This is a genomic window from Pseudomonas sp. MF6776 (assembly GCF_016613125.1).
Lineage (GTDB): Bacteria > Pseudomonadota > Gammaproteobacteria > Pseudomonadales > Pseudomonadaceae > Aquipseudomonas > Aquipseudomonas iridis.
This window is the reverse complement of sequence record NZ_JAENSQ010000001.1, coordinates 159245-184210: the sequence shown is the minus strand read 5'-3', so window position 1 is coordinate 184210 and position 24966 is coordinate 159245. Positions and strand designations below refer to the sequence as shown.

At 59.0% G+C, this 24966-nt stretch carries 23 protein-coding genes; 5 read left to right on the top strand and 18 right to left on the bottom strand.

Going from position 1 to position 24966, the window contains the following annotated elements; translation table 11 throughout:
* Position 1 precedes the first annotated feature (1 nt).
* On the bottom strand, positions 2–808 hold the full coding sequence (locus JJD74_RS00785; protein ID WP_200610670.1) for an alkaline phosphatase family protein: 807 nt from the start codon (positions 806–808) through the stop codon (positions 2–4).
* 180 nt (positions 809–988) lie between these two features.
* Positions 989–2056: an ABC transporter substrate-binding protein gene (locus tag JJD74_RS00780; RefSeq protein ID WP_047300342.1), complete on the bottom strand. Its 1068-nt coding sequence runs from the start codon at positions 2054–2056 to the stop codon at positions 989–991.
* Positions 2057–2406: 350 nt separating this feature from the next.
* Here JJD74_RS00780 and JJD74_RS00775 point away from each other — a divergent pair, with 350 nt between their 5' ends.
* Positions 2407–3120 carry a UTRA domain-containing protein gene (locus JJD74_RS00775; RefSeq protein ID WP_042558413.1) on the top strand — a complete coding sequence of 238 codons (714 nt, stop codon included), beginning with the start codon at positions 2407–2409 and terminating at the stop codon, positions 3118–3120.
* A gap of 481 nt (positions 3121–3601) precedes the next feature.
* Here JJD74_RS00775 and JJD74_RS00770 read toward each other — a convergent pair whose 3' ends face one another.
* A complete protein-coding gene (locus tag JJD74_RS00770; protein WP_115148223.1) occupies positions 3602–4936 on the bottom strand; it encodes an amidohydrolase in 1335 nt (444 codons plus the stop codon).
* A 305-nt stretch (positions 4937–5241) separates the two neighbouring features.
* Here JJD74_RS00770 and JJD74_RS00765 point away from each other — a divergent pair, with 305 nt between their 5' ends.
* Positions 5242–7188, top strand: a complete 1947-nt coding sequence (locus JJD74_RS00765; RefSeq protein WP_200610668.1) for an S-type pyocin domain-containing protein — start codon at positions 5242–5244, stop codon at positions 7186–7188.
* Position 7189: 1 nt separating this feature from the next.
* Positions 7190–7438, top strand: a complete 249-nt coding sequence (locus JJD74_RS00760; RefSeq protein WP_080963904.1) for a bacteriocin immunity protein — start codon at positions 7190–7192, stop codon at positions 7436–7438.
* Between the two features lie 49 nt (positions 7439–7487).
* Here JJD74_RS00760 and JJD74_RS00755 read toward each other — a convergent pair whose 3' ends face one another.
* The 7 genes from JJD74_RS00755 to minC form a co-directional block, all read right to left on the bottom strand.
* Positions 7488–9644, bottom strand: a complete 2157-nt coding sequence (locus JJD74_RS00755; RefSeq protein WP_042558416.1) for a mechanosensitive ion channel family protein — start codon at positions 9642–9644, stop codon at positions 7488–7490.
* Positions 9645–9721: 77 nt separating this feature from the next.
* Entirely contained in the window at positions 9722–9898 is a 177-nt protein-coding gene (locus JJD74_RS00750) for a hypothetical protein (protein WP_162835980.1), read from the bottom strand.
* 100 nt (positions 9899–9998) lie between these two features.
* Positions 9999–11288, bottom strand: a complete 1290-nt coding sequence (locus JJD74_RS00745) for a M18 family aminopeptidase (protein ID WP_047300347.1) — start codon at positions 11286–11288, stop codon at positions 9999–10001.
* 181 nt (positions 11289–11469) lie between these two features.
* Positions 11470–12105, bottom strand: coding sequence for an RluA family pseudouridine synthase (locus JJD74_RS00740; RefSeq protein WP_200610665.1), 636 nt, complete (start codon positions 12103–12105; stop codon positions 11470–11472).
* A 91-nt stretch (positions 12106–12196) separates the two neighbouring features.
* Positions 12197–12451 (bottom strand): cell division topological specificity factor MinE, encoded by a 255-nt coding sequence (gene minE, locus JJD74_RS00735; RefSeq protein WP_003223146.1) that lies wholly within the window; start codon positions 12449–12451, stop codon positions 12197–12199.
* Entirely contained in the window at positions 12451–13263 is an 813-nt protein-coding gene (gene minD / locus JJD74_RS00730) for a septum site-determining protein MinD (RefSeq protein WP_042558418.1), read from the bottom strand. Before minD ends, minE begins: the two co-directional genes overlap by 1 nt.
* Positions 13264–13431: 168 nt before the next feature.
* Positions 13432–14169, bottom strand: coding sequence for a septum site-determining protein MinC (gene minC / locus JJD74_RS00725; protein ID WP_042558419.1), 738 nt, complete (start codon positions 14167–14169; stop codon positions 13432–13434).
* A 117-nt stretch (positions 14170–14286) separates the two neighbouring features.
* Here minC and JJD74_RS00720 point away from each other — a divergent pair, with 117 nt between their 5' ends.
* A complete protein-coding gene (locus tag JJD74_RS00720; protein ID WP_042558420.1) occupies positions 14287–15219 on the top strand; it encodes a lipid A biosynthesis lauroyl acyltransferase in 933 nt (310 codons plus the stop codon).
* Positions 15220–15254: 35 nt separating this feature from the next.
* Positions 15255–16427 (top strand): patatin-like phospholipase family protein, encoded by a 1173-nt coding sequence (locus JJD74_RS00715; RefSeq protein WP_042558421.1) that lies wholly within the window; start codon positions 15255–15257, stop codon positions 16425–16427.
* A 201-nt stretch (positions 16428–16628) separates the two neighbouring features.
* Here JJD74_RS00715 and JJD74_RS00710 read toward each other — a convergent pair whose 3' ends face one another.
* The 8 genes from JJD74_RS00710 to puuE form a co-directional block, all read right to left on the bottom strand.
* Positions 16629–17414, bottom strand: coding sequence for an outer membrane protein OmpK (locus JJD74_RS00710; protein WP_042558422.1), 786 nt, complete (start codon positions 17412–17414; stop codon positions 16629–16631).
* Between the two features lie 372 nt (positions 17415–17786).
* Positions 17787–18572, bottom strand: coding sequence for an outer membrane protein OmpK (locus JJD74_RS00705; RefSeq protein ID WP_042558423.1), 786 nt, complete (start codon positions 18570–18572; stop codon positions 17787–17789).
* Between the two features lie 158 nt (positions 18573–18730).
* The gene (locus tag JJD74_RS00700) at positions 18731–20089 is read right to left on the bottom strand and encodes a nucleobase:cation symporter-2 family protein (RefSeq protein ID WP_200610661.1); all 1359 of its coding nucleotides are present in this window, start codon (positions 20087–20089) and stop codon (positions 18731–18733) included.
* Between the two features lie 166 nt (positions 20090–20255).
* Complete coding sequence (locus JJD74_RS00695; protein WP_047300351.1) at positions 20256–21569, bottom strand: urate hydroxylase PuuD; 1314 nt, start codon at positions 21567–21569, stop codon at positions 20256–20258.
* Positions 21570–21619: 50 nt separating this feature from the next.
* The gene (locus JJD74_RS00690; RefSeq protein WP_042558425.1) at positions 21620–22123 is read right to left on the bottom strand and encodes an ureidoglycolate lyase; all 504 of its coding nucleotides are present in this window, start codon (positions 22121–22123) and stop codon (positions 21620–21622) included.
* Between the two features lie 134 nt (positions 22124–22257).
* Positions 22258–23253 (bottom strand): allantoicase, encoded by a 996-nt coding sequence (alc, locus tag JJD74_RS00685; RefSeq protein WP_042558426.1) that lies wholly within the window; start codon positions 23251–23253, stop codon positions 22258–22260.
* An 89-nt stretch (positions 23254–23342) separates the two neighbouring features.
* Positions 23343–23858, bottom strand: coding sequence for a 2-oxo-4-hydroxy-4-carboxy-5-ureidoimidazoline decarboxylase (uraD, locus tag JJD74_RS00680; protein WP_200610657.1), 516 nt, complete (start codon positions 23856–23858; stop codon positions 23343–23345).
* Entirely contained in the window at positions 23855–24781 is a 927-nt protein-coding gene (gene puuE / locus JJD74_RS00675) for an allantoinase PuuE (protein ID WP_042558428.1), read from the bottom strand. The genes uraD and puuE overlap by 4 nt, the downstream gene beginning before the upstream one ends.
* Positions 24782–24966 lie beyond the last annotated feature (185 nt).

Genomic DNA, 24966 nt, shown 5'->3' with positions numbered 1-24966 from the left:
TTCACTTGAGCAGCTCCCGGCACACAGGTTTGTCGTGGGGCACGCCGAGCAGTTCGCAGACCGTGCCGCAGATTTCGGTCTGCTTGGGGACGGCGTCTGCGTTGAGGCTGAAGGCGTCACCGAGGACGAACAGCGGCACCTGGCGTTCTTCCGGCAGCAGGCCGTTGTGCGAGCGGTCGTTGTTCATGCCATGGTCGGCGGTCACCAGCACCTGATAACCCGCGTCGAGCCAGCCCTGCAAATAGTCGGCGAGGATGATGTCGGCCGAGCGTGCGCTGTTGCGGTACTGCGAGCTGTCGAGGCCGTGCTTGTGCCCGGCGTCGTCGATGTTCATCGGATGGATCAGCAGGAAGTTCGGCGCGTGGCGCAGGCGCAGGTTTTCCGCATCGGCGAACAGGTGCGAATCAGGGTAGTGATCGTTCCAGTAGAAATGACCGTGCTGGATCGGCAGCGATGGATCGTCAGTGTGACGGTCGCGTGCGGCCACAAATGGCGAGCGGTTGTACAGCTCGCTGACCCAGTGATAAGCCGCCGCTGCAGTTTTCAGGCCGGCGTCGCGGGCGTAGTGATAAATGCTGCGCTGACTGGACAGGCGCGAGACGTTGTTGTGGACGATGCCGCTGTCGATGGGCGGCACGCCGGTAAGAATGCATTCATAAAGCGGTCGGGACAGGGCCGGCAACTCGCACTCCAACTGATAGAGCGCGGCGCGTCCTGCGCCAACGTAAGCCTGCAGATGCCCCATGGCGTGGCGCGCGACTTCATGGCTGAGGCCGTCGAGCACGACAAGGATGACGTTGTGCTTCATAGGGGCAAAAACTCCGCGAAACAGGAAACTTCAAATTCAACCCGGATCCCCTGTGGGAGCGAGCTTGCTCGCGAATGCGCCAGATCATTCAACATTGATGTCGACTGACACAACGCCTTCGCGAGCAGGCTCGCTCCCACATTTGGATCTCAACAGATTACGCAGTAGGGATCAGCCGCCTTATTTCATCTCTACGATGACTTCTTCGTTCCACTTCTGCGGCAGAGCTTTCGAGGTCTTTTCCCAGGCATCGGCGTCCTTGATCGGGGTGACCTTTTTGTACTGCTCGTTCGGCAGCAGTTTGGCCTTCACGTCTTCCGGCAATTGCAGGTGTTCGGCACGGATCGGACGCGCATTACCGCGAGCGAGGTTGGTCTGGCCGGCGTCGCTGAAGATGTATTCGCGGGTCAGCTTGGCGGCGTTGGGGTTTTTCGCATACTTGTTGATGATGGTGGTGTAGCCGGAAATCACCGAACCGTCGGACGGGATCAGCACCACGTAGTCATCCGGGTTGGCCATCTTGGCTTTGTAGCTCAGGCCGTTGAAGTCCCAGACCACGCCAACTTCGATCTCGCCTTTTTCCATGGTGGCGATGGTCGGGTTGGCCATCGACAGACGACCTTGCTTGGCGATGTCTGCGAAGAGCAACAGGGCAGGCTGAATGTTTTTCTCGTCGCCACCGTTGGCCAGTGCTGCGGCGAGAACGCCGTTGGCAGCTTGTGCGGCGGTGCTCACGTCACCGATGGATACCTTGTATTTGCCGCCCTTGAGGTCAGCCCATTTGGTTGGCACTTCGGAACCGTGCAGCAGCTTCTTGTTGACGATGAAGGCGATGGTGCCGGTGTAGGCCAGTGCCCAGTTGCCGTCCTTGTCCTTGGCCCAGTCCGGGACTTGATCCCAGGTGCTTGGCTTGTAGGGTTGCACCACGCCTTGCTTGACTGCGATCGGGCCGAAGGCAGCACCGACGTCGCCGATGTCAGCGCTGGCGTTGTCTTTTTCTGCGGCGAATTTGGCGATTTCCTGAGCCGAACTCATGTCGGTGTCGATGTGTTTCAGGCCGTATTTTTTGGCCAGGTCTTCCCAGGTGCCTTTCCAGTTGGCCCAGTCATCGGGCATGCCGACGCTGTTGACGGCGCCTTCCGCTTTCGCAGCGGCTTCGAGGGTTTTCAGATCGGTGTCGGCCGCCATGGCGGCGGTGCACATGGCAATGGTCGAGCCTAACAGTGTTGCCAGGAAAAGCTGTTTCATTCCGAAGCTCCTTGGTCGTGTTCAACGCTGCGATTGCGGTTTGTGTTGGTCTAGGTCAGCAATACCTGAGCCAATTTAAGGGGGCTGGATGACACTTTGATGTCGGTGACCTAGCGTCAGGCCTTTTTTTTGCCCGGTTTTTGCGGCTGCTCGATAAGCGTAGACCATGCCCAAAGCCCCGGAGGACAGGGATTTGGCCGATGTATTGCAAGTCGTGAGTGCGACCGTTGAGCCGTTTTGTCATCTCTCGGTCATCTGCACTGCCTAGGCTTGCAGCACATGGAAACGGCGTGATCGTCGTGCAGTCTTGCCCCGAAACAGTGCTGGTCTAGTCCAGATAGGTAACGTTGATGCGCGATGAGGCAACAAAAGCGGTGACAGCGATCGGCCAGGTGTTGCAGGAGCAACTCGACCACGGACTTTTGGCGCCCGGCAGCAAATTGCCGGCCGAGCGCAAGCTCAGTGAGTTGTTTGGCACGACGCGGATAACTGTGCGTGAGGCGTTGTTGCAGTTGGAGGCGCAGGGCCAGATTTATCGTGAGGAGCGGCGGGGCTGGTTCGTTTCGCCGCCGCGTCTGGCGTACAACCTGATACAGCGCAGTCACTTTCACGCGATGGTCAGTGCGCAGGGACGGGTACCTTCGACCGAGGTTATTTCGGCCCGACTACAACCGGCTTCGGCGGCGGTGTGTGCGTGGTTGCAACTGCCGGCGTTGTCGAGTGTGATTCAGATTTGTCGGTCGCGGCGGATTGATGGGCGGCTGGTGCTTTATGTTGAGCATTATCTGAATCCGCAGTTTTTTCCGGGGATTCTGGAGTTTGATCTGAATCAGTCGATTACCGAGTTGTATGCGCGGCATTACGATTTGCACTATGGGCGAGTGCGGTTCGAGATTGTGCCGACGTCTTTGTCGGTGGATGCGGCGGCGGCTTTACGGGTGTCGGTGGGGAGCCCGGGGTTGCGGATTGCCCGGGTTAATTATGATCAGCATGAGCGGTTGATTGATTGTGATCTGGAGTTTTGGCGACATGATGCGATTCACGTAGGGGTTGATGTTGTTTGATGTTGTTTGACTGTTTTGGGTGAATATTCGTTGCTGCGGTAACGGCCTCTTATGGTTTCGCCCTGACGGTCGACTCCCTTTGGCAAACGCCCCAAAGGAAGCAAAGGGCTTTACCCTGACGTTCGGCCCTCGCTGTGGCTCGGGTTCCTTCGCTCCGGGATTGATCCGGGCGCATCGTCTCCGGTTTGCTTCGCTGCACCTCCTCTCGATGTGTTCGACTTCGTCGAACGGTCGCTTCGCTCCCACCCCCGGATCAATCCCTCCACTCAGCCTGCCGACGGGCCTTTGAGATCAAGAGCTGCAGCCGAGCTAACGCTCATCCTGTTGAGTGGTGAAAAGCGAAGGGCGGGGTTTGCTTTTGTGTGGGAGCTGGTTTGCCAGCGCTGGCGGCGTGACAGCCGACCAGTCTCTGGCAAGCTGCACACGGTCCAAATGTGGGAGCGAGCCTGCTCGCGAAAGCGCCCCCACATTCACCTCAAGCTTATTTGCCCGCCCCCGCATTGGCATACAAATAATCCGTCGCCAGCGAGGCCAGTGTCCTCACCCCCACCACCAACGCCGACTCATCCACAAAGAACCCCGGATTGTGGTTCGGTGCAGCCTTGCTCATGTCCTGATCTTTTGGCGTCACGCCCAGAAACACAAACAATCCCGGCACTTCTTTGGCGAAGAACGAGAAGTCTTCCGCGCCACCCACCAGCGGCGCATTCACCACGTCATCCCTGGCTGCCCACTTCAATGTCGGCAGCATTTTGTCCGTCAGCGCCGGGTTGTTTATCGTCGGGTCGTATTTTTCGATGATGGTGACATCGGCTTTCGCACCGCCACTTTCAGCGATTTTCTCGATGGTCTGGCGTACGTCGGCGTGCAGCTTCTGACGGATGCCGTAGTCGTACGAGCGGATGGTGCCGGTCATGTCGACTGATTCGGGGATGATGTTGTAGCGCGTGCCGCCATTGATGGTGCCGATGCTGACCACCGACGGATAAGACGAAATATCGGTGCGGCGGCTGACCACGGTTTGCAGGCCAACGATGGTTTGCGCACCGACGGTGATCGGGTCGATGCCGTCCCACGGGCGGCCGGCGTGGGTTTGTTTGCCGAGGATTTTGATGCGCAGGTCATCGGAGCTGGCGAGGGTGGCGCCGGGGCGGTAGGCGATCTGGCCGGCGGGGATGCCTGCCCAGACGTGCAGGCCGAAGACGGCGTCGGGTTTCGGCGATTTCATCACGCCTTCCTCGACCATCATTTTCGCGCCCCAGGTGTTTTTGCCGTCGGGAATGAAGTCGCTTGGGCCTTCTTCGGCCGGTTGGAAATAGAACACCACGCTGCCAGGCAGGGTGTCGCGCATGCCTGTGAGAATTTTCGCTGTGCTGAGCAGGATCGCGGTGTGGGCGTCGTGGCCGCACGCGTGCATGACGTCGACTTCTTTGCCGAGGTAGGTGCCTTTAGCTTTGGAGGCGAATGGCAGGTCGGCGACTTCCTTGACTGGCAGTGCATCCATGTCGGCGCGCAAGGCCACGGTCGGGCCGGGCAGGCCGCCCTTGAGGATGGCGACCACGCCGGTGCGGGCAACGCCGGTTTTCACTTCCAGGCCCATGGCTTTGAGTTGTTTGGCGACCAGCTCGGCGGTGCGTTTTTCTGTGTTGCCGAGCTCGGGGTGGGCGTGGATGTCGCGGCGGGTTTCCAGCAGTTGCGGTTCAAGCTGTTTGGCTTGTGCGGCGATTTGTTCGCGGGTGCTGTCCAGCGTGGCAGCACCGGCGTGACCAGCGAGCAGGGAAATGAAAACGGCTTGGGCAATGCGTGTCAGCTGCATCGGGCTTCTCCTTGTTTATTGTTCTTGGCTTCCCTGTCTGTGACAAACGCCCAGCGGGTAAGTGCTCTTGGGTGATTGAAGCGCTGCGCTACCTTCCAAAGTTGCTGAAGAAAAAGAGTATTAGAGAAACGTCCTACCGCTTTATCAGTTCCGTCCGGCGTGACAGAAAAAACGCGGGCGATAACTATGTACCGCACTGCACAACATTTATTTCCATAAATTTCTCCAGATGCCGGTCACGTTAGTGGCTGTTTGAGGGTGACCGGCCAGCGCGACGAAAACTATTGTCCATGGAGGATTTATAAATGCAGCGTAATGGAATAACGCTTCCGCCGATTGTTGTGCGTCCGGATAAACAAGATGAATATTTACATTATTTAGGGCAGGGGGATGGTTCGGGGCGAAATGTTGATTTCGCCCCGCTGGGTGAAATTCTGGATTTGGAAAATGCTTACAAGTCGGTTTCCGGAAACCTGGCACAAGTACTTGAAGTTGAACTTGCGCATGTCAGAAACGGAGGCGATTCAATTCCACTCCCTCCTCTGGAGGCCTTGGCGAGAGAGTTGCGCTTTAGAGATTCGCTGATCGCCCGCAAGTACACGGCTTTGTTGTCGACACAGGATGTTGCCATCCAGCGATTCGGTCAGGCGCAAGTTGAACGGTTTTATAATAGCGGCCGCTTGCCACAGGTGAATCGGCGAAACTCTGGCGTCACTGTGTTGCAAGCCTACAGTGCGCTGTTTAACGCCAAGTTGCTGGTTGAAGGCATCGGGTTGCTGAACACCCAGTCCGCAAGACTCAGGGAAGTTGTTGCCGTCGTACAAGCGCAAGAGACTGAGCGGATTGCCCAAGAGCAGGCGCGATTGGCGGCGGAACATGCTCGGCAGGTTGCTGAGGAACAGGCCCGTGCTGCGCAGGATCAAGCGCGCCGTATGGCGCAAGAGTTAGCGCGTATTGCCGCCGCCAATGAAATCAAGCGACTGGCGGAAGAGCAAGCCCGTTTGGCGGCGCAAGCCCGGGAGCGAAAGCTCGCCGAGGAGCGGGCAACGCTTGAGGCAGAAGCTGAAGCACGCCGGCTCGCAGAGGAAAAGCGCCGACTGGAGGATGCCGAACAGGCCAATCGCTCGATTGAAGACCAGCGCCCAGGTCTGGGTCATGGCGTTCCCTTGCGCCTTCAGGGCAATGTCGCCAACGCCCAGTTGGTTTTTGCGACATCCAGTGGCGCAGTGGCGATTGCCGACAATCTGATGGCTGGTTTAGCTGTCGTCATTCGCTCGGCGGTTGCCGGCCTGTCGGGTCTCGCCGCAGGCACGGCGTCGGGTCTGATGGTGGGTGTGAGTGCGTTCATCTACTCACCGACGCTGGGCAATGGTGAGTTGCCCGAGCGCTTCGTGCTCAGCCATCCGTTGTCGGACCTGCTACCCGGGCCTTTACCGGATCTGCACAGGCTGGCAAGCGAAAGGGCGTTGCTGGATTTACCCGTACGTTTAAGTCCCCGGCCATTGACAAGCAATCTGGTGGAACTGCTCGTTGTTCCGGTCGGCGGTAAAAGACTCCCTTCCGGCGTACGGGTGATTGCAGCCGGTTATAACCCCGGGGAAAACACCTACGGCACCACGCTTACTGACCTTCCGCCAACAACCGTGGTCTGGACGCCCTCAGTAACGCCGACTGACAGTTCAACGCAGTTGCCCGTCGAAGAATCAGCTCCACCGCGATACTTCGGCGGCAATCTCGTCCCGATTGAGGGACGGATCGATACCTATCCTGTCCCGGGCAACATTCACTTCGACGACTTCATTCTGGTTTTTCCGCCGGAATCGGGACTGCCACCGCAGTACGTCATGTTCCGGGACCGTCGGAATGATCCGGGGGTTGCCAGCGGTTATGGAGAACCGGTTCCGAGTAGATGGCTGGAGGCGGCTGCGCAAGGCGAGGGCGCGGCGATTCCTTCGCAGATTGCCGATAAGTTGAGGGGGAAAGAGTTCAAGAGTTTCAGGGTTTTTAGAGAGACGTTCTGGAAGACTGTTTTCAATGATGGAAAGTTGGCTGACTTGTTTAATGCTACAAGTTTGAACGAAATGAAAAAGGGCAAAGCCCCGATAGTTAGATTTAGCGATACAGCAGGGGCAAGAGTGAAATACGAACTACATCACAAAGTCGGCTTGGCAGAGGGAGGGGATTTATATAATGCTGACAACATAAATATTGTTACCCCGAAGGCGCATGTTGAAATTCATAAAGGGCTTTGAAATGAAATCGATACAGGATATGAGAGAGGAAGACTTTCTTGAGTTTGTCAAGAAAATATATAATTCCGGGTTTTCTACAGAGAAACAGCAAATTACTGCCATTCTTGAGTTCTCCAGGCTAGTTGAACATCCTTCTGGTCACGATTTGATTTACTACCCAGAGGAAGGCAAGGATGGGCCTGAAAATGTTGTCTTGGAGGTAAAAAACTGGCGCTCCGCTAACGGTAAACCCGGTTTCAAAGATCAATAAAAATACCCCCCTATTGGCACTGCCTGCCAATAGGGGGGCACATTCGGGTTCAGTTCTCCTTTTTATACTCCGCGCCCGGTGTGATCACTTGCACGCTCATGCGCGGCGTTGCCAAGTCGAGTCCGGCTTCGTCGAGATGGCGTTTGAGCGACAGGTTGAAGGCCCGCGAAACTTCCCACTGTTTGATCGGCGCAGTCTTGAATCGCGCGCGGAGGATCGCACTGCCGGACTCGAAACTTTCCACGCCTTGAATCTCCAGTGGCGACCAGATGTTGCGACGTTGCAGCGGGTCGGTGCGCATTTTCTGGCCGACGTCGCGCATGAGTTTGATCGCGTCATCGATTTCCATGTTGTACGGCACGGCGACGCGGAAGATCGCGTAGCCGAATTCCCGCGAGTAGTTTTTGATGCTTTTGATTTCGCTGAACGGGATGGTGTGGACGATGCCGTCGATGTCGCGCAGGCGTACGGTGCGGATGGTCAGGCCTTCGACGGTGCCGAGGTGGCCGCCGACATCGACGTAGTCGTCGATGGCCAGCGAGTCTTCGATGATGATGAACAGGCCGGTGATCAAATCCGCAACCAGAGACTGCGCGCCGAAACCGATGGCCAGACCGATGACACCGGCACCGGCCAGCAGTGGCGTGACGTTCATGCCCATGTTCGCCAGAGCGACGATCAGCGCGATGATGAAAATCGTCACGAACAGCACGTTGCGGATCAGCGGCATCATGGTTTGGGCGCGTGCGTTGGCCAGGCCTTTGCGCGAGCGGGTGAGGGCGTGGTGCACGGCGGTGTCGGCGAGGATCCAGATCAGCCAGGAGAAAATCAGTGTGCCGATCAGGCTGAACAGTTTGACGCTGATGTCATGGCCGTCACCTTCGGCGAAACCGATCAGCGACTGGCCCCAGACACGCAGGCCGAGTTCGATGAATACCAGCCACACAAACAGATGCGCGAGGGTATAGAAGAAGTTTTTCAGGCGCTCGGAATAGAGCGCGTGGCGTTTCGGCCCGCGTTGCGGTTTGAGTGAATGCCGGCGGACGAGGCCGTTTATGACCATGCACAACACCAGCAGCACGGTGCAAATCAGCGACTGGCGCAGCGCGGTGCTGGTGTCGCCGGCGGAAACGAAAGTGGCGAACAGCGATATGCCGACCAGCACCAGCGCTGGCACGTACCAGAAGGTGCCGAGGATGTCGATGGTGTCGCTGAGGGCGCGGCGGGTCAGGCGGCGGGACAGCGGCTGGTTGCGAATCAGGTGCGCTACCGGCCGGCGGAAACGCAGGATGAACAATCCGGTCGACAGTGCCGCGAGCACATTGGCGATGGTCGCGGCAGTGTGCGCCAGATGCACGCCGAGTCCTTCGACCAGTCGCGGGTCGCTCAGGGCTTCACCGAATGCGGCGAAGCTGCCGATCAGCCACAGCGGCCGAAACGCCTGATGGCGCAGGATGTACAACGCGCGATGGCGGTGCGGGCCGTCGAGCAGGGAAAAGGCGATGACGCAGATTGCCGAGAAGCAGGTGCCGACCACCAGCGCATAGGCCAATAGCATCGCCAGGCTTTTGCCCAGTGACGATGGCAGCGCGTAGCTCATGTAAACGGTGATCACCAGGGCGATCAGCCACGGCCCGAGTTTGCGTAAAGCGAAGCGCAACATGTCGAGGGCCTTGGGGTGTTGCGGCAGTTCTTCGGTGAGACCGAAGCGCATGCGTACGCGATGGCCGAGCCAGATCAGCGCGGCGGCGAGCAGGCTCCAGACCATCAGAATGATGGCGAAGGCAAAGATGATGGGCAGCCATTCGCTGGCCGGCAGTATCAGCGCCTTGAACTCATCCTTGGCCAGATCGAACTCGCTGGACCAGCGCGTCACCGGGCTGTCGGCGCCGGAGAACTGTTTCTCGAAATTGCTCAGTGTGCCGCCAATCAGGCCGAGCACGCCTTGTTCAGGTGAGGCCTGGGCTTTTTTCGTGGCGTCGCGGAGTTTCTTCAGATCGGTCAGCAACTGCGCGCGTTGCTTGTCGTTTTCCAGCGACTTGATGACTTCGTCGAGGGACTGCCCGAGCGGTTCCTGGGCTTCGGGCTGCGCCTTGCTGGTGTTGAGCAGGCCCGGCAGACCGACCGCGTGGGCAGGCGCCACTGGCAGCAACGTCATCAGGCAGATGAGGAAAATACAGGGCAGAGCAAACAGACGAGCAAACACTAGGCGGTCAACCTCGCAACGGGCGGATTCGCTGAAGTGTACGAGCCCGCCGAAAGCAATGCGAGCCGGGCGCGGGTTTATTCGTTGAGTTTGGCGAGGATCTTGTAGACCACGGTGGCGAGGATTGTCAGCATGCCGATCCACATCGCGAACACACCCGCGTTCTTGTCGCGGAAGTTGAAGCCGATGGCCAGCAGGATCATTCCGCACAGGATGGGAATGAGCATGGCGTGGAAAGAGGACATCGAGATCATGGTGACTGCCTTGTCGAAATGAATGATGTAAGTCTAGGCCGCTTTGGGCTGATCGGTATTGATCTGTGTCGGAGCTGCCTTCGGCAGCTCCTACAGTGGGTCAGGGCAAATCGCGGCAGGCGTAGAACGCGCTCAGCACCTTGACCAGATGCGCCAAGTCATGGCTGCCGCACAGTTCGCGGATCGAGTGCATGGCGAACGTCGGCAGGCCGATGTCGACGGTGCGCACGCCCAGGTGGCTGGCGGTGATCGGGCCGATGGTCGAGCCGCAGCCCATGTCGCTGCGCACCACGAAGCTTTGCACCGGTACTTCTTCAGCCATGCACAGATGACGGAAGAACCCGGCGGTTTCGCTGTTGGTGGCGTAGCGCTGGTTGCTGTTGACCTTGATCACCGGGCCGGCGTTGAGTTTCGGGCCGTGGTTGGCGTCGTGTTTGTCGGCGTAATTGGGGTGCACGCCGTGGGCGTTGTCGGCCGAAACCAGCAGGGATTTCTGAATGGTACGGACGAACTCATCACCTTCGGGCAGCAGACGACGCAGGGTCTGCTCGAGCATCGGGCCATCGGCACCGCAGGCCGAGCAGGAGCCGACTTCTTCGTGGTCGTTGGCGACCAGCACGCAGGTCTCGTCGGTTTCGGCAGTGAGCAAGGCTTGCAGGCCGGCGTAGCACGACAGGAGGTTGTCGAGTCGCGCGCCGGCAATAAAGTCACCGTTCAGGCCAATGACTGCAGCACTCTGCGTGTCGTAGAAACTCAGCTCGTAATCGAGCACGACGTCGGCGTTCAGACCATGTTCGCGCGCCAGTTGATCGGTGAGCACGGCACGGAAGTCGACGCGCTCGTCACCGGCGAACTGCGCAAGAATCGGCGGCAATTCGGTCTGGGCATTGATCGCCCAGCCCATATTGGCTTCACGGTTAAGGTGAATGGCCAGGTTGGGGATGATCGCGATGGGCGCCTTGAAGTCGATCAACTGGCTTTCGACTTTGCCGTCGCGGCGGAAGGTTACGCGGCCGGCCAGCGAGAGGTCACGGTCGAACCACGGCGCCAGCAGCGCACCACCGTAGACTTCAACACCCAGTTGCCAGAAGCCCTGGCGTTGCAGTTCCGGTTGCGGCTTGACCCGCAGGCACGGGCTGTCGGTGTGTGCGCCAACCAGGCGGATGCCACCGTGCAGCGGCGAGTTGCGGCCCATTTTGATCGCGACAATCGAGGAGTCATTGCGGGTGACGTAGTAGCGGCCGTTGGCCTCGGTGGTCCATGGCTCGCGCTCGTCGAGGCGCACAAAACCGGCAGCCTCCAGACGTTGCACCAGGCTGGCGGTAGCGTGGAACGGGGTAGGGGAGGCCTTGAGGAAGTCGATCAGGCCTTGGTTCAACTCTTCGCGCATAAGAAGCTCCAGACAGCAATGGGCGGGAGTTTAACGCATTGACCAGGGAATTGAATCTGAAGTGGATCCGTGTAGGAGCTGCCGCAGGCTGCGATCTTTTGATCTTTTTTTTGATTTACGAAACACAAGATCAAAAGATCGCAGCCTGCGGCAGCTCCTACATGGGGCTTTGCGGTGCTTGTCAGAACGGCGCCGGGCACTCGAAGCGCAGGCGTTCGCCGGTTTGCGGATGGGTGAAGCTGAGCATGCTCGCGTGCAGGCACAGGCGTGGCCAGGCGGCGAGCGCTTGCTCGTGTGCGTAGAGACCGTCGCCGAGCAGCGGATGCCCGATCGACAGCATGTGCACCCGCAACTGGTGCGAACGGCCGGTGATCGGCGTCAGCTCCACGCGACACCAGTCGCCGCAACGCTCCAGCACACGCCAGAAGGTCAGCGCATGTTTGCCGAATTCGTGATCGACCACGTGACGTGGCTTGGTTGGCGGATCGTAGCGCAGCGGCAGGTCGATGCTGCCACTGTCCAGTTCCGGCTGCCCCCAGGCCAACGCGGTGTAGGCCTTTTCGGTTTCGCGGTCGTGAAACTGGCGCGACAGTTCGCGGTGAGTGTCGGCGTCACGGGCGAGCAGAATGATCCCCGAGGTTTCCCAGTCCAGACGGTGGACGACGCGCGCTTCCGGGTAGCCGTTTTCCTGCAGGCGGGTAATCAGGCAGTCCTTGTTGTCGTCGGCGCGGCCGGGCACCGAGAGCAGCAGGGTCGGTTTGTTGACCACCAGTACGGCGGCGTCCTGATGGAGGATGTGGATGTTGGACAACGGCATTAAAACAGCCTCGTAACAAATGCCAACGGCGGCTCAGAACCATTCCGGGGTCGGAATGGCCCTGAGCCGCCGTAGCGACTACCGGATCGACTTAACGATCAGGCAGGGTGATGTTGAGTTCCAGAATCGAGCAACTGCCCTGGCTTTCCAGTGCAACATGTACGTCGTCGTTACCGATGTTGACGTACTTGCGGATCACGTCGACCAGTTCCTTCTGCAAGGCTGGCAAGTAATCCGGCGTGCTGCGCTGGCCGCGCTCATGCGCCACGATGATCTGTAGACGCTCTTTCGCTACCGAGGCGGTACTTGGCTTTTTGTTGGCACGAAAGAAGTCAAAAAGGTTCATTACCTACCTCCAAACAGGCGCTCGAAGAATCCCTTCTTCGTAACATCGAGGAAACGATGTTCTTTTTCTTTGCCCAGCAGACGATCAACGGCATCGCTGTAGGCCTGACCGGCATCGCTCTGGTCGTCGAGAATAACCGGGACACCCGAGTTGGAAGCCTTCAGGACAGCCTGGGATTCCGGGATGACACCCAGCAGGGTCACTGCCAGGATTTCCTTCACGTCTTCGACGCCCAGCATTTCGCCATCACTGACGCGCTGCGGGTTGTATCGGGTCAGCAGCAGGTGTTCCTTGATCGGCTCTTCGCCTTGTTCGGCGCGACGCGACTTGCTGGCCAAGAGGCCGAGCATGCGGTCGGAGTCACGTACCGAGGACACTTCCGGGTTGGTCACGATGATCGCTTCGTCGGCGAAATACATGGCCAGGTGTGCACCTTTCTCGATGCCCGCCGGGGAGTCGCACACCACGAAGTCGAAATCTGCCTTGAGTTGCATCAGGACTTTTTCCACGCCTTCGACGGTCAGCGCGTCTTTGTCGCGGGTCTGACTGGCGGCCAGTACGTAGAGGTTTTCCAGGCGCTTGTCTTTGATCAGGGCCTGTTGCAGGTTGGCTTCGCCGTTGACCACGTTGACGAAGTCATACACCACGCGGCGCTCGCAACCCATGATCAGGTCAAGGTTACGCAAGCCCACGTCGAAGTCGACGATCACTGTTTTGTGGCCGCGCAGAGCGAGGCCGGTACCGATAGCGGCGCTGGTGGTGGTCTTACCCACACCACCCTTGCCGGATGTAACCACGAGAATCTTGGCCAAGGTGTTTCACCCCTAAGGAAGAAGGACTGTTTAGCCCCTGAAAAACATCTCTTGAAAACTACTGCAGTCGGACAGCCTTGGCTGGAATTGGCTTTTGGCCTTTTTCCTACTTCGTTTGAGCCGTTTTCGCTACGTTTTAGAGATGCTTGGAAAATGCGGCAGTATCCGTTAAAGCCGAATGATGTTCAACACGTCGCCCGACAGGCTGACCTGTACGCCCGAGCCCCACATGGGGTCGCGACGCAAATCTTCGGAAACCTTGTAATGACCGGCGATGGAGATCAGTTCAGCGCTCAATTGCTGACAGAAAATCCGTGCCTTGGTATCGCCCTTCACGCCGGCCAGCGCACGGCCACGCATTGGGCCGTATACATGGATGTTGCCATCGGCGAGAAGTTCCGCGCCCGGACTAACCGACGAAACCACAACCAGATCGCCACCCTGGGCATATATCTGTTGGCCACCACGCACTGGCGTCGTGATGACACGGGTCGGTTTGATGGTCGGCTCTGGCGGTTTTTCCGGCTTCTTTTTGACTTCGACTTCCGGGGTTTCCAGCGGTCGTTCACGGGCGCCGGACGGCGGCAGTACCGGGATATCGATGGCGATAGCAGCGGCGATGTCTTCGATGCGGCTGGCGCGAATCGCCAGGGTGCGCAGGCCATGTTGACGGCATATGCGCATCAGCCCTGGCAGATCGACGGCGCCTTCGCCGGGCGGCAGTTTGTCCAGCGCCAGGACCAGCGGTGCATTGCTGAAAAAATTTGGCGCCTGTGCGACTTTGGCGGCCAGTTGCCGATCAAGGCTTTCGAGATCGTTGCGGGACAGCTCCAGCACGGTAATGGCCAGCATGCTGCCCTTCAACTGGAACACGGGATCTTGGTCTGGCGATTGGATTTGGCTCATATCGGCATACAACGGCTTGTCACTAAAAGTGCCGAGACTTATAACGATAACGCCCGCGAGCCGCAAGCCGGGTCGAACGATGTAGAATGCGCGGCCACTGTATTTACGGAAGCTTTAATGGATCGCCCGCGTTTTCGAAAAGCATTTCTTGCTCCACGCTTCTGGCCGCTCTGGTGCGGTCTGGGGCTTTTGTGGCTGATTGTGCAGTTGCCGTATCCGGCACTGCTGACCATCGGTCGAGTTTTGGGCGCGTTGATGTATCGCGTGGCCGGCGACCGGCGGCGCATCGCCAAACGCAATCTGGAACTGTGCTTCCCGGAAAAGTCCGCCGCCGAGCGCAAGCGTCTGCTCAAGGAAAACTTTGCCTCAACCGGTATCGCCTTTTTTGAAATGGCGATGAGCTGGTGGTGGTCCCGCGAGCGCCTGGCAAAACTGGCGCACATCGAAGGTCTTGAGCATTTGCAGCAAGCTCAGCGCGAAGGTAAAGGCGTGATCCTGATGGCGGCGCACTTCACCACCCTGGAAATCGGCGCGGCGCTGCTCGGCCAGCAACATACCATCGACGGCATGTACCGCGAACACAAGAATCCGTTGTTCGATTTTGTTCAGCGTCGTGGGCGCGAGCGGCACAATCTCGATTCGCTGGCGGTGGAGCGCGACGACGTGCGCGGCATGCTCAAGTTGCTGCGCTCAGGTCGGGCGATCTGGTATGCACCGGATCAGGACTACGGCGCCAAGCAGAGCATCTTCGTGCCGCTGTTCGGCATTCAGGCCGCCACCGTGACCGCGACCAGCAAGTTTGCACGGTTGGGCAAGGCGTTGGTGGTGCCGTTCACTCAGGAGCGCCTGGCCGACGGCAGCGGTTACCGCATGGTCATCCATCCGCCACTTGAAGGTTTCCCCGGTGAGACCGAAGAGGCCGACTGCATTCGCATCAATCAGTGGGTCGAGAGCGCGCTGCGGGCCTGCCCCGAGCAATACCTGTGGGCGCATCGCCGCTTCAAGAGCCGTCCGCCGGGCGAGCCGAAGTTGTACGCCAAACGCGGTTGATTGACCCATCCCCCTAAGCACCATGGAGTGTTGCGATGAGCCCTGCTGAACCGGTCACAGGTTTGATTCTTTCCGGCGGCGGGGCTCGGGCGGCCTATCAGGTAGGGGTGTTGGCGGCGATTGCAGAGTTGCTGCCATTGGGCGCGGACAACCCTTTTCCAGTGATCGTCGGCACTTCGGCCGGGGCGATCAACGCGGTCAGCCTGGCCAGCGGCGCCACCGATTTTCGCGCCGCCATCGAACGCCTCACACTGTTCTGGCAGGGCTTTCGCAGCCATCGCGTGCTGCGCAGTGACTGGCCTGGCGTGATCCATCAGGCCAGTCGGTTTGTCAGCCATAGCTTGCTCGGCATCGGTCGACAGATGCCGGTGGCGCTGCTCAACAGTTCGCCACTGCGCGATTTGCTCAATGAAAAGCTGCACCTGCCCGGCATTGCCGAATCCATCGCTCAAAAGCAATTGCGCGCCGTGGCGGTAACCGCGTTCGGCTACGAATCGGGGCAAGCGGTGACGTTCTATCAGGGCGGCGGCGTGATCGATGCGTGGCTGCGTCATCGGCGCATTGGCGTGCCGACGCAGTTGTCGGTGGAGCATCTGTTGGCCAGTTCGGCGATTCCGTTGCTGTTCGCGCCGGTGAAGATCGGCGAGGAGTATTTCGGTGACGGCGCGGTGCGCCAATCGGCGCCGATCAGCCCGGCGCTGCACCTGGGCGCGACTCGCGTGCTGGTGGTGGGCGTCAGCGGCAACCCGCGCGGGGTTGATCCGCAGCAGCCGCTGGAACGCACCTACACCGGTCAGCAGCCGACGCTGGCGCAGATCGGCGGGCACATGCTCAACAGCACGTTCATTGACAGTCTGGAGAGCGACATCGAGTTGCTTCAGCGCTTGAACCAGTTCAGCCATTTGATGCCCGATGGCACGCCGACCCGCGCATTGGGCGTGGCGCCAGTGGAGGTGCTGGTGATTTCGCCAAGTCAGCCGATCGATGAGATCGCGGCGCGGCATCGCCAGGAATTGCCGGCGGCGTTGCGGTTGTTCTTGCGTGGGCCGGGTGCGACCAGGACGAGTGGGGCAGGGGTGTTGAGTTACCTGCTGTTCGAGGCGGGGTATTGCAGCGAGCTGATTGATTTGGGGCGGCGGGATGCGTTGGCCAAGCGTGAGGAGCTGTGCCGGTTTCTGGGGCTGTCCGAAGCGGTGGTTCCAGCCTGAACCCGGTGGTGCGGCAATCGCTGGCAAGCCAGCTCCCACAGGTTTTGGGGGCGGATTCAAATTGTATAAACGACACAAATCCCTGTGGGAGCTGGCTTGCCAGCGATGCTTTAAAGCAAAAGATCGCAGCCTTGGCCAGCTCCTACAGGGGAATGCGGTCCCCTGTAGGAGCTGGCGCAGCCTGCGATCTTTTGATCTTTATCAGAAGTGGAACTTCACCAGGAAGTTGGTCACGCTCTGATTGGTCTTGAACGCACCGGTGTCGTCGATCCCGTACTTGTCTTTCCAGTAATCGTATTCAACACCCACATACAACTGCTTCTCGCCATAACTCAGCGCCTTGCCCAAGTCGTATTTGACCTGTGGGTTGAAGTGCAGGTTGGCGTGGTAGTCGCCTTTGGAGTTGGAATCGTTGTCGGTCACCCAGTCCATGTAGCCGTCGATCAGGATATTCGAATTGCCCACCGGCACGGTGTAGGACCACACCGGGGTGATCTGCCAGACGTTGTCACCGGCGCGCGAGCCTTCGGTGTGACGCTGGTAGAAGTTCAGCTGAAAGTAGTCGAAGCCCGGGATGGCCAGGTCGAAGCCCGGACCGATCAGGTAGGACTCGGTGTCACCTTCGCCGAACTCGTAAGTCATCGCCAGCAGGACATCTTTGATCGGGCCGAACTCGATCTTCTGGTCGAGAACCTTGCCCAGCGAGATGCGTGGCTGGAACTCGCCGTAGTAGGTGTTCGGACCGTTATTGAAGTCCTTTTCACCGTTGTAGAAGATCTTGTCGAGGAAGAAGAAGTTGTCCCCGTACTTCCATCCGTCAGCGTGTTCAAAGGTGACGGTCTGCTGGATGCGCGGGTTGACCTGGAAGTCCTTGCCATAGAGGTAAGTCAGGCTGTTGTCCTGCCATTGCAGGAGGCCTTCGGCCATGGCCTGCCCCCCGGCCAGCAAGGATCCCGCAAGCATCAGGCTGGTGCACATACGTTTCATTCGGTTGCTCCCAAAGTAGGTGTTCCACGTTTATTTTTTTGATCGGCGCTCTGGTGTGGCGCCTTTTTTCGTTGCTGCAAAAAGTCATCCGATCGGTCAGCTTGTTTGCTGTTAGCAAGAGCTGAGCCAAGTCTTTTCGAAAAGCAAAAAAACGCCCGTCGGCTGCTGAAAAACAGTCGATTGAGCGTGTTTTCGGGGTGCCTCGGTACTGACCGGGGCCGGGATAAGTTGGCCCGCTGGTCAGGAATTAAATTCGGGCTTTTTTTTAGACCGAATTCAAGAGGCCGCGGAGAATACTGACTCGCAGGCCTCGCCTCAAGTGCCCCGCAACAGAGCACCGACGACAGGCGTGGGGCACGGTTGCGGACCATCTTAGAAGTGCACCTTCACCAGCAGGCTGGCGGTGTTCTGATTGGTGTCGAAGTTATGGCTGTTTTCGACGCCGTATTTGTTCTTCCAGTAGCTGTATTCGGTGCCGACATACAGCTGCTTCTGACTCCAGCCCAGGGCTTTGCCCAGGTCATATTTGATCTGCGGATTGATATGCAGATTGGCGTGGTAGGTGCCGCGCGAGTTCTCGTCGTTGTCGACCACCCAATCCAGATAACCATCGATCAGCAGGTCGGAATTGCCTACCGGAATGCTGTAGGACCAGCCGGGCGTGATCTGCCAGACGCCATCGCCGGGGCGTGGGCCTTCGGTCTGGCGGCGGAAGATGTTCAGGGTGACGTAATTGAAGCCAGGCACTTTGAGATCGAAGCCGGGGCCGATCAGGTAGGCCTCGCTTTCACCTTCGCCGTATTCGTAGGTCATCGCCAGCAGCACGTCCTTGATCGGGCCGAACTCGATTTTCTGGTCGAAGATCTTGCCGAACGAGAAGCGCGGGGTGAATTCACCGTAGAAGGTGTGCGGGCCTTTGTTGCGGTCTTCCTGGCCGTTGTAGAAGATCTTGTCGACAAACAGAAAGTTGTCGCCGTACTTCCACTTGTCGGCGTGCTCGAAGGTCACCGTCTGCTGGATCGACGGGTTGATCGCGAAGTTCTTGCCGTACAGGTAGCTGAGGCTGTTGGTCTGCCAGAGCAGTAAATCGCCGGCCATGGCCTGGGATGCGGCGAGCAGGCCGCCGCTCAACAGCAGGTTGGTTTGCGTGCGAATCATCTGTTGCTCCCTCTTGTTCTTATTTTTCAGGCGCAGAGCTGCTTTCCCTGTGGGAGCGAGCCTGCTCGCGAAAGCGGTGTATCAGTCAACGAGAGTGTTGAAGCTGATGACGTCTTCGCGAGCAGGCTCGCTCCCACAAGGGGCTATCGGTGTTGCTGTTAATGCGGGTGCGCGTGGCAGTCGTTGATCGCGGCGCGCTCGGCGCCGCCAAGGATGTTGAACAGCAGATTCAGCGTCAGCGCGCTGAGCGTTGCCATGGCGATGCCGCTGTGGGTGATCGGGCTCATCCACATCGGCAGATGTGCGAAGAACTCCGGCCGCACCACCGGGATCAGGCCCATGCCGATGCTCACCGCCACCAGCAACTGATTGCGCCGGTCACCGATATCGGCTTCCTGAAGGATCTTGATCCCGGTGGCGGCGACCATGCCGAACATCGCAATCGCTGCGCCGCCGAGTACCGCTGAAGGAATCGATGCCACCAGGAACGCGGCTTTGGGCAGCAGGCTCAGGACGATCAGCAAGCCGCCGGCAACGATGGTCACCGAACGGCAGCGCACGCCGGTCATCTGCACCAGGCCGATGTTCTGCGCGAAGGAGGAGTGGGTGAAGGTGTTGAAGAAACCGGCGAAGAACGAGGCGCCGGCATCGCACAGCAAACCGCGACGCAGCATGCGCGGGCAGACTTCCTGGCCGGTGATTTTGCCCAGTGCGAGGAACATCCCGGTGGACTCCACGAAGATGATCACCACCACCAGACACATCGACAGGATCGGTGCGAGTTCGAACTTCGGCATGCCGAAATGCAGCGGAGTGACGAACTGAACCCACGGCGCAGCGGCCATGCCGCGGAGGTCGACCATGCCGATCGCGCCGCAAAGCACGTAGCCCAGGCACATGCCGATCAACACGGAAATGTTCACCCAGAAACCGCGCATGAAACGGTGGACCAGCAGGATGGTGGCCAGCACCAGTGCGGCAATGGCCAGATAAATCGGTGAACCGAATTGTTCGGCATCAACGCCGCCACCGGCCCAGTTCACGGCCACGGGGAACAGCGACAAACCGATCGAGGTGATGACGGTGCCTGTCACCAGCGGCGGGAAGAAGCGCACGACCTTGGACATGAACGGCGCGATGATCATGCCGAAGAATCCGGCGGCGATCGTCGCACCGAAGATGCCTTGCAGACCGATACCGGGCATGCCGGCCATGGCGACCATGCTGCCGACAGCGGCAAAACTGGCGCCCATCATCACCGGCATGCGAATGCCCATCGGGCCGATACCGAGCGACTGCACGATGGTGGCGATACCAGCGACCAGCAGGTCGGCGTTGATCAGGAAGGCGATTTCTTCACGACTCAGGCCAGCGGCCTGTCCAATGATCAGCGGCACCGCAATGGCACCACCGTACATCAGCAGAACATGTTGCAAACCGACCAGAATCAGTTGCAAAAGGGGCAAACGCTGAATGGCGGGTGCGTCGGGGATGCGCGCTTTGGACAGCTCGGACATGCAACACCTCGGATCTTTTTATTCTTGTGATTAACAGCTGCCGGGTGGCTCACAGCTGTTTCTTTGCATCAGGTAAAACTGCGCTAAGGCGATTCGCGAGCAGGCTCGCTCCCACAGGAAATGCGCGATCTCTGTGGGAGCGAGCCTGCTCGCGAAGCTTTGTTACTTAGTTGGTCTGGGCTCCCTGCGCGATCCATGCACCGATCAGGTCACGTTCCTGCTGGGTCATCTGTGTGATGTTGCCCAGTGGCATGATCTGCGTGGTGATGGCCTGCGCCTGGATCCGCGCCGCGTTCTGGCGGATCTGCTCAGGGGTGTCGAGCATCACACCGGCCGGAGCTGCGCTGAACAACGGGCTGGTTGGTTTGGCCGAGTGACAAACTGTGCAACGCTCTTGAATCACGTTGTGCACTTTGTCGAAGCCTGGGCCGGCGTTGGAGGCTTGCGCTGGTGCTGCTGCAGGTTCGGCAGGTGCAGCAGGTTGCGCCGCTTCAGCCGGTTTCAAGCCACCGCCCACTGCAGTTTCCGGCAATGGCTGGTACTCGATTTTCGCTGGAGCCTTGGCCACTTCCGGTGCGGTCGACATCGGCGCAGGGCCGGTGACGTACGCCAGAGTGATCATGCCCACCGCTGCAACAGGCAGCGTCCAGGCAAACTTGTGGCTGTCGTGACGGGTGTTGAAGTAGTGACGCACCAACACTGCAAACACCGCGATTCCGGCCAGGATCAACCAGTTGTACTGGCTGCCATACGTGCTCGGGAAGTGGTTGCTGATCATGATGAACAGCACCGGCAAGGTGAAGTAGTTGTTGTGACGCGAGCGCAGCAGGCCTTTGGCCGGCAGCGCCGGATCCGGCGTGCGGTTCTCGGCAATCGCCGCTACCAGTGCACGTTGCGCCGGCATGATGATGCGGAACACGTTACCGACCATGATGGTGCCGATGATCGCGCCAACGTGCAGGTACGCACCACGACCGCTGAACACCTTGCTGAAGCCATATGCCGCGCCGATGATCAGCACGAACAGGATGAAGCCGAGCAGGGCAGGGCGTTTGCCCAGCGCCGAGTCGCAAAGGAAGGAGTAGACGAACCAGCCGACGAACAGAGAGCCAATGCCCAGTGCAACGCCTTCAGGGCCGGTCAGGCTGCTGCCCGGTGCCAGCAGGTACAGCGTCGGGTTGTAGTAGAAGACTACGCACAGCAGCGCGATCCCCGACAACCAGGTGAAGTAGGCTTCCCATTTGAACCAGTGCAGGTTGTCCGGCATGGTCGGGGGAGCCAGTTTGTATTTTTCCAGGTGATAGATGCCGCCACCGTGGATCGCCCACAGATCACCGGCCAGACCGGTTTTCGGGTTGACGCGGTTGAGGTTGTTCTCCAGCCAGACGAAATAGAACGACGCACCGATCCAGGCCACGCCAGTAATCATGTGAACCCAGCGCACGCTCAGGTTCAGCCATTCCAACAGATGTGCTTCCACAGTCTTTACCTCTCGCCTGTCACTCTGTTGTCGAGTGATCAGACCTTCTCTTATTGGTGGGGGGCGAGGATCAAACGCTCATCCTCTTTGAAAAAATGCTCATCGCAGTTATTGCCTGTGCCACTGCGATCAACCACCAGGAAGTCATCCCGCTTTTCGATCGTCAGCACCGGATGGTGCCAAACGCCGCGATGGTAATTAATGCCCTGCCTGCCGTTGGTGACGAAGGCGCGGACCAAGCCTGATACAGGTTCATCGCCAAGTGGCGCGACCACGATCAGAAAGGGGTTGCCGAGCAGCGGAATGAAAGCCTGGCTGCCCAGCGGATGGCGTTCCAGCATGCAAACGGTCAGCGGCATGTCCTGCGCGTCGGCGCGGAAGATACTGATGATCGCGTTGTCCTCCGGCTGAGCGGTTTCGACCGTCGCCAGTTTATGGAAGCGCATGGTCGAACCGTTGTTGATCATGAAGTGATCGCTGCCGTCGGTTTCGATCACGTCACCGAAAGGGGCGAAGGCTTCTTTGCTCAGCGGTTCAATCGTCAGTGTGCGCATGCTGTTCTTCTTATCCGAATTCTGTGTTGACTGTTTTGATGCCTTCGCGAGCAGGCTCGCTCCCACATTTGGAATGCAATCCCCTGTGGGAGCGACGGTGCGACGATTCGACCTGCTCGCGAATGGGTTCAACCTTATTTAGCGACCTTGCCCAGTACGCGCAGGCGACTCACACCACCATCCGGGAACACGTTCAGGCGGATGTGGGTGATCGGGCCCAGTGCCTTGATCTGCTCGACGAAGGTGTGTTCGGCGTGCATTTCCAGTTTCTGGCTTGGCAGCAGGTCGCGCCAGAACAGCGACTGGGTTTCGATCTGGCTGTCAGTACCGCCCTTGACGAACGCGCCCTGAATCGAGCAGGTGTCCGGGTAGTTGCCCTTGAAGTGCAGGGTGTCGACGATGATTTTTTCGATCTCGCCCGGGTGGCCCAGTGCGACGATCACCCAGTCATTGCCCGGCGTGCGACGACGTGCAGTTTCCCAGCCGTCGCCCATGTTGATGCCACGGCCCGGGTTGAGGATGTTGCTCATGCGGCCGAAGTGTTCGTCGGAGCAGGCGAGGGCGCGACCACCGTTAAGGGCGGCTGCCAGGTCGATTTGCTCATTGTCGCCCACGGCCGACCAGTCGCGATGCGGCACACCGTACACGCGCAGACGGGCAACACCGCCGTCCGGGTAGATGTTGAAGCGCAGGTGGCTGAACGCTTTGTCGTTGCTGATTTCGTGGTAGTGGTGGCTGTTGCCCTGCAGCTCGACGGCCGACAGCACTTCAGTCCACTGGGTGTTTTCGTCAGGCTCGCCCGACGCCAGGAAGCACGCTTCCAGAGAGGCCGATGGCGGGTAGTTGCCGGTGAAGAATGAAGTGTCGATGTCCACGCCTTTGATCGAACCCGGAACGCCCAGGCGGATCACGGCGCTGTCGAAGCCTTCGAAGCGCTTGCGGCGCGACTCCCAGCCGTCCATCCACTTGCCGTTGTCATCGAACACGCCCTCCTTCCATACGGCCGGGGTCGGTTGGAACAGACGATTGGCGTCTGCGAACCAGTCATCGGTGACCGAGATGATTTTGGTGCCCAGACGGGCATCGGCCAGGTTGACGAACTTCTCGAAAGGTACGGCGTAAGCTTTCATTCTTCTTGTCTGCCTTTAAATAAGTTGGCTGGGGATGCTTGCAAGACCCTGGGCATTCTCCGCGTCTGACATGCTCGGGTCAGGCTTCGCTAGAGGGTCAGTAAACGGAACAGGGCGATCTTGTTGATCTCCGCCAGCGCGCATTTGAATTCGGTATCCGCCGAATTGTGAATGCGCGTTTTGAACGCCGCGAGGATCTGATGCCGGTTGCTGCCTTTTACCGCCATGATGAAGGGAAACTTGAACTTGGCTTTGTAGGCGTCGTTCAGCTCGGTGAAGCGCTGGAACTCTTCGGCCGTGCATTGGTGAATACCGGCGCCAGCCTGTTCATTGGTGCTGGCTTCGGTCAGTTCGCCCTGGACGGCGGCTTTGCCGGCCAGGTCCGGGTGAGCGTTGATCAGTGCCAGTTGACTGGCGTGATCGGCGCTCAACAGGATGTCGCTCATGCGCTGGTGCAGGGTTTCGATCTCGTCGATCGAAGCGTCTGCGCCCAGGTCGTAGGCCTTCTCGGCCACCCATGGCGAATGCTCGTAAATGTCGGCGAAGGCTTTGACGAAGGCGTCGCGGCTCAGGGTCGACGGTTGCAGGGTTTGAAAGCGGCTCATTTGGCTGCCTCTTGGTGCGGGTGGGTTTCGTGCCAGTGACGCGCGATGTCGACGCGACGGCTGAACCACACCTGTTCATGACTTTTGGCGTATTCGATAAAGCGCTTGAGCGAAGCGATGCGACCCGGGCGGCCGATGAGGCGGCAGTGCAGACCGATCGAGAGCATCTTCGGCGCTTCGGCACCTTCGGCGTAGAGCACGTCGAACGCGTCTTTGAGGTATTCGAAGAAGTCGTCGCCCTTGTTGAAACCCTGCACCTGAGTGAAGCGCATGTCATTGGTGTCGAGGGTGTACGGGATCACCAGGTGCGGCTTGCCGGTCGGGTTGTTCGGTTCCCAGTAGGGCAGGTCGTCGTCGTAGGTGTCGCAGTCGTAGAGGAAACCACCTTCTTCCATGACCAGGCGACGAGTATTCGGGCCGGTGCGACCGGTGTACCAGCCCAACGGGCGCTCGCCGGTGAGTTCGGTGAGGATGCGGATGGCTTCGAGCATGTGCTCGCGTTCCTGCGCCTCGTCCATGTACTGGTAGTCGATCCAGCGGTAGCCGTGGCTGCAGATCTCGTGACCGGCCTCGACCATCGCGCGGATCACGTCCGGGTGGCGCTGGGCAGCCATCGCGACGGCGAAGATGGTCAGCGGAATATCGAATTCCTTGAACAGCTTGAGGATCCGCCAGACGCCCGCACGGCTGCCATACTCGTAAAGCGATTCCATGCTCATGTTGCGCTCGCCTTGCAGCGGCTGGGCGGCAACCATTTCAGAGAGGAACGCTTCGGATTCTTTGTCACCGTGCAGAATATTGCGCTCGCCGCCTTCTTCGTAATTGAGCACGAAAGACAGGGCTACACGGGCATTGCCCGGCCAGTGTGGGTGAGGAGGGTTACTGCCGTAACCGATCAGGTCGCGTGGGTAGTCAGCGCTCACTGCAGTCTTCCTTCTTGTTCATGACTTATTCAAAGTCGGGATTACGTGGCTGCCTGGCGATGAGATTGCAGGCTGGCGTCACAGCGATGGGCTGATTGTATACAACTTTAATCGCACTTTGTAAGCCTGAATTTTCGCATTTTTCACCGACTGTCATCTTTTGCTGCTATTGGTATGAGCCTGCA

What these genes read in the sequence shown, in the direction of transcription:
- JJD74_RS00715 (WP_042558421.1), top strand. Translation starts at nt 15,255, where the DNA reads ATGAGCCCTGCTGAACCGGTCACAGGTTTGATTCTTTCCGGCGGCGGG.
- uraD (WP_200610657.1), bottom strand. Translation starts at nt 23,858, where the DNA reads ATGAGCCGCTTTCAAACCCTGCAACCGTCGACCCTGAGCCGCGACGCC.
- JJD74_RS00765 (WP_200610668.1), top strand. Translation starts at nt 5,242, where the DNA reads ATGCAGCGTAATGGAATAACGCTTCCGCCGATTGTTGTGCGTCCGGAT.
- JJD74_RS00700 (WP_200610661.1), bottom strand. Translation starts at nt 20,089, where the DNA reads ATGTCCGAGCTGTCCAAAGCGCGCATCCCCGACGCACCCGCCATTCAG.
- minC (WP_042558419.1), bottom strand. Translation starts at nt 14,169, where the DNA reads ATGAGCCAAATCCAATCGCCAGACCAAGATCCCGTGTTCCAGTTGAAG.
- JJD74_RS00780 (WP_047300342.1), bottom strand. Translation starts at nt 2,056, where the DNA reads ATGAAACAGCTTTTCCTGGCAACACTGTTAGGCTCGACCATTGCCATG.
- minE (WP_003223146.1), bottom strand. Translation starts at nt 12,451, where the DNA reads ATGAACCTTTTTGACTTCTTTCGTGCCAACAAAAAGCCAAGTACCGCC.
- JJD74_RS00705 (WP_042558423.1), bottom strand. Translation starts at nt 18,572, where the DNA reads ATGATTCGCACGCAAACCAACCTGCTGTTGAGCGGCGGCCTGCTCGCC.
- JJD74_RS00720 (WP_042558420.1), top strand. Translation starts at nt 14,287, where the DNA reads ATGGATCGCCCGCGTTTTCGAAAAGCATTTCTTGCTCCACGCTTCTGG.
- JJD74_RS00750 (WP_162835980.1), bottom strand. Translation starts at nt 9,898, where the DNA reads ATGATCTCGATGTCCTCTTTCCACGCCATGCTCATTCCCATCCTGTGC.
- JJD74_RS00740 (WP_200610665.1), bottom strand. Translation starts at nt 12,105, where the DNA reads ATGCCGTTGTCCAACATCCACATCCTCCATCAGGACGCCGCCGTACTG.
- JJD74_RS00745 (WP_047300347.1), bottom strand. Translation starts at nt 11,288, where the DNA reads ATGCGCGAAGAGTTGAACCAAGGCCTGATCGACTTCCTCAAGGCCTCC.
- JJD74_RS00785 (WP_200610670.1), bottom strand. Translation starts at nt 808, where the DNA reads ATGAAGCACAACGTCATCCTTGTCGTGCTCGACGGCCTCAGCCATGAA.
- alc (WP_042558426.1), bottom strand. Translation starts at nt 23,253, where the DNA reads ATGAAAGCTTACGCCGTACCTTTCGAGAAGTTCGTCAACCTGGCCGAT.
- JJD74_RS00770 (WP_115148223.1), bottom strand. Translation starts at nt 4,936, where the DNA reads ATGCAGCTGACACGCATTGCCCAAGCCGTTTTCATTTCCCTGCTCGCT.
- JJD74_RS00760 (WP_080963904.1), top strand. Translation starts at nt 7,190, where the DNA reads ATGAAATCGATACAGGATATGAGAGAGGAAGACTTTCTTGAGTTTGTC.
- JJD74_RS00690 (WP_042558425.1), bottom strand. Translation starts at nt 22,123, where the DNA reads ATGCGCACACTGACGATTGAACCGCTGAGCAAAGAAGCCTTCGCCCCT.
- JJD74_RS00775 (WP_042558413.1), top strand. Translation starts at nt 2,407, where the DNA reads ATGCGCGATGAGGCAACAAAAGCGGTGACAGCGATCGGCCAGGTGTTG.
- JJD74_RS00710 (WP_042558422.1), bottom strand. Translation starts at nt 17,414, where the DNA reads ATGAAACGTATGTGCACCAGCCTGATGCTTGCGGGATCCTTGCTGGCC.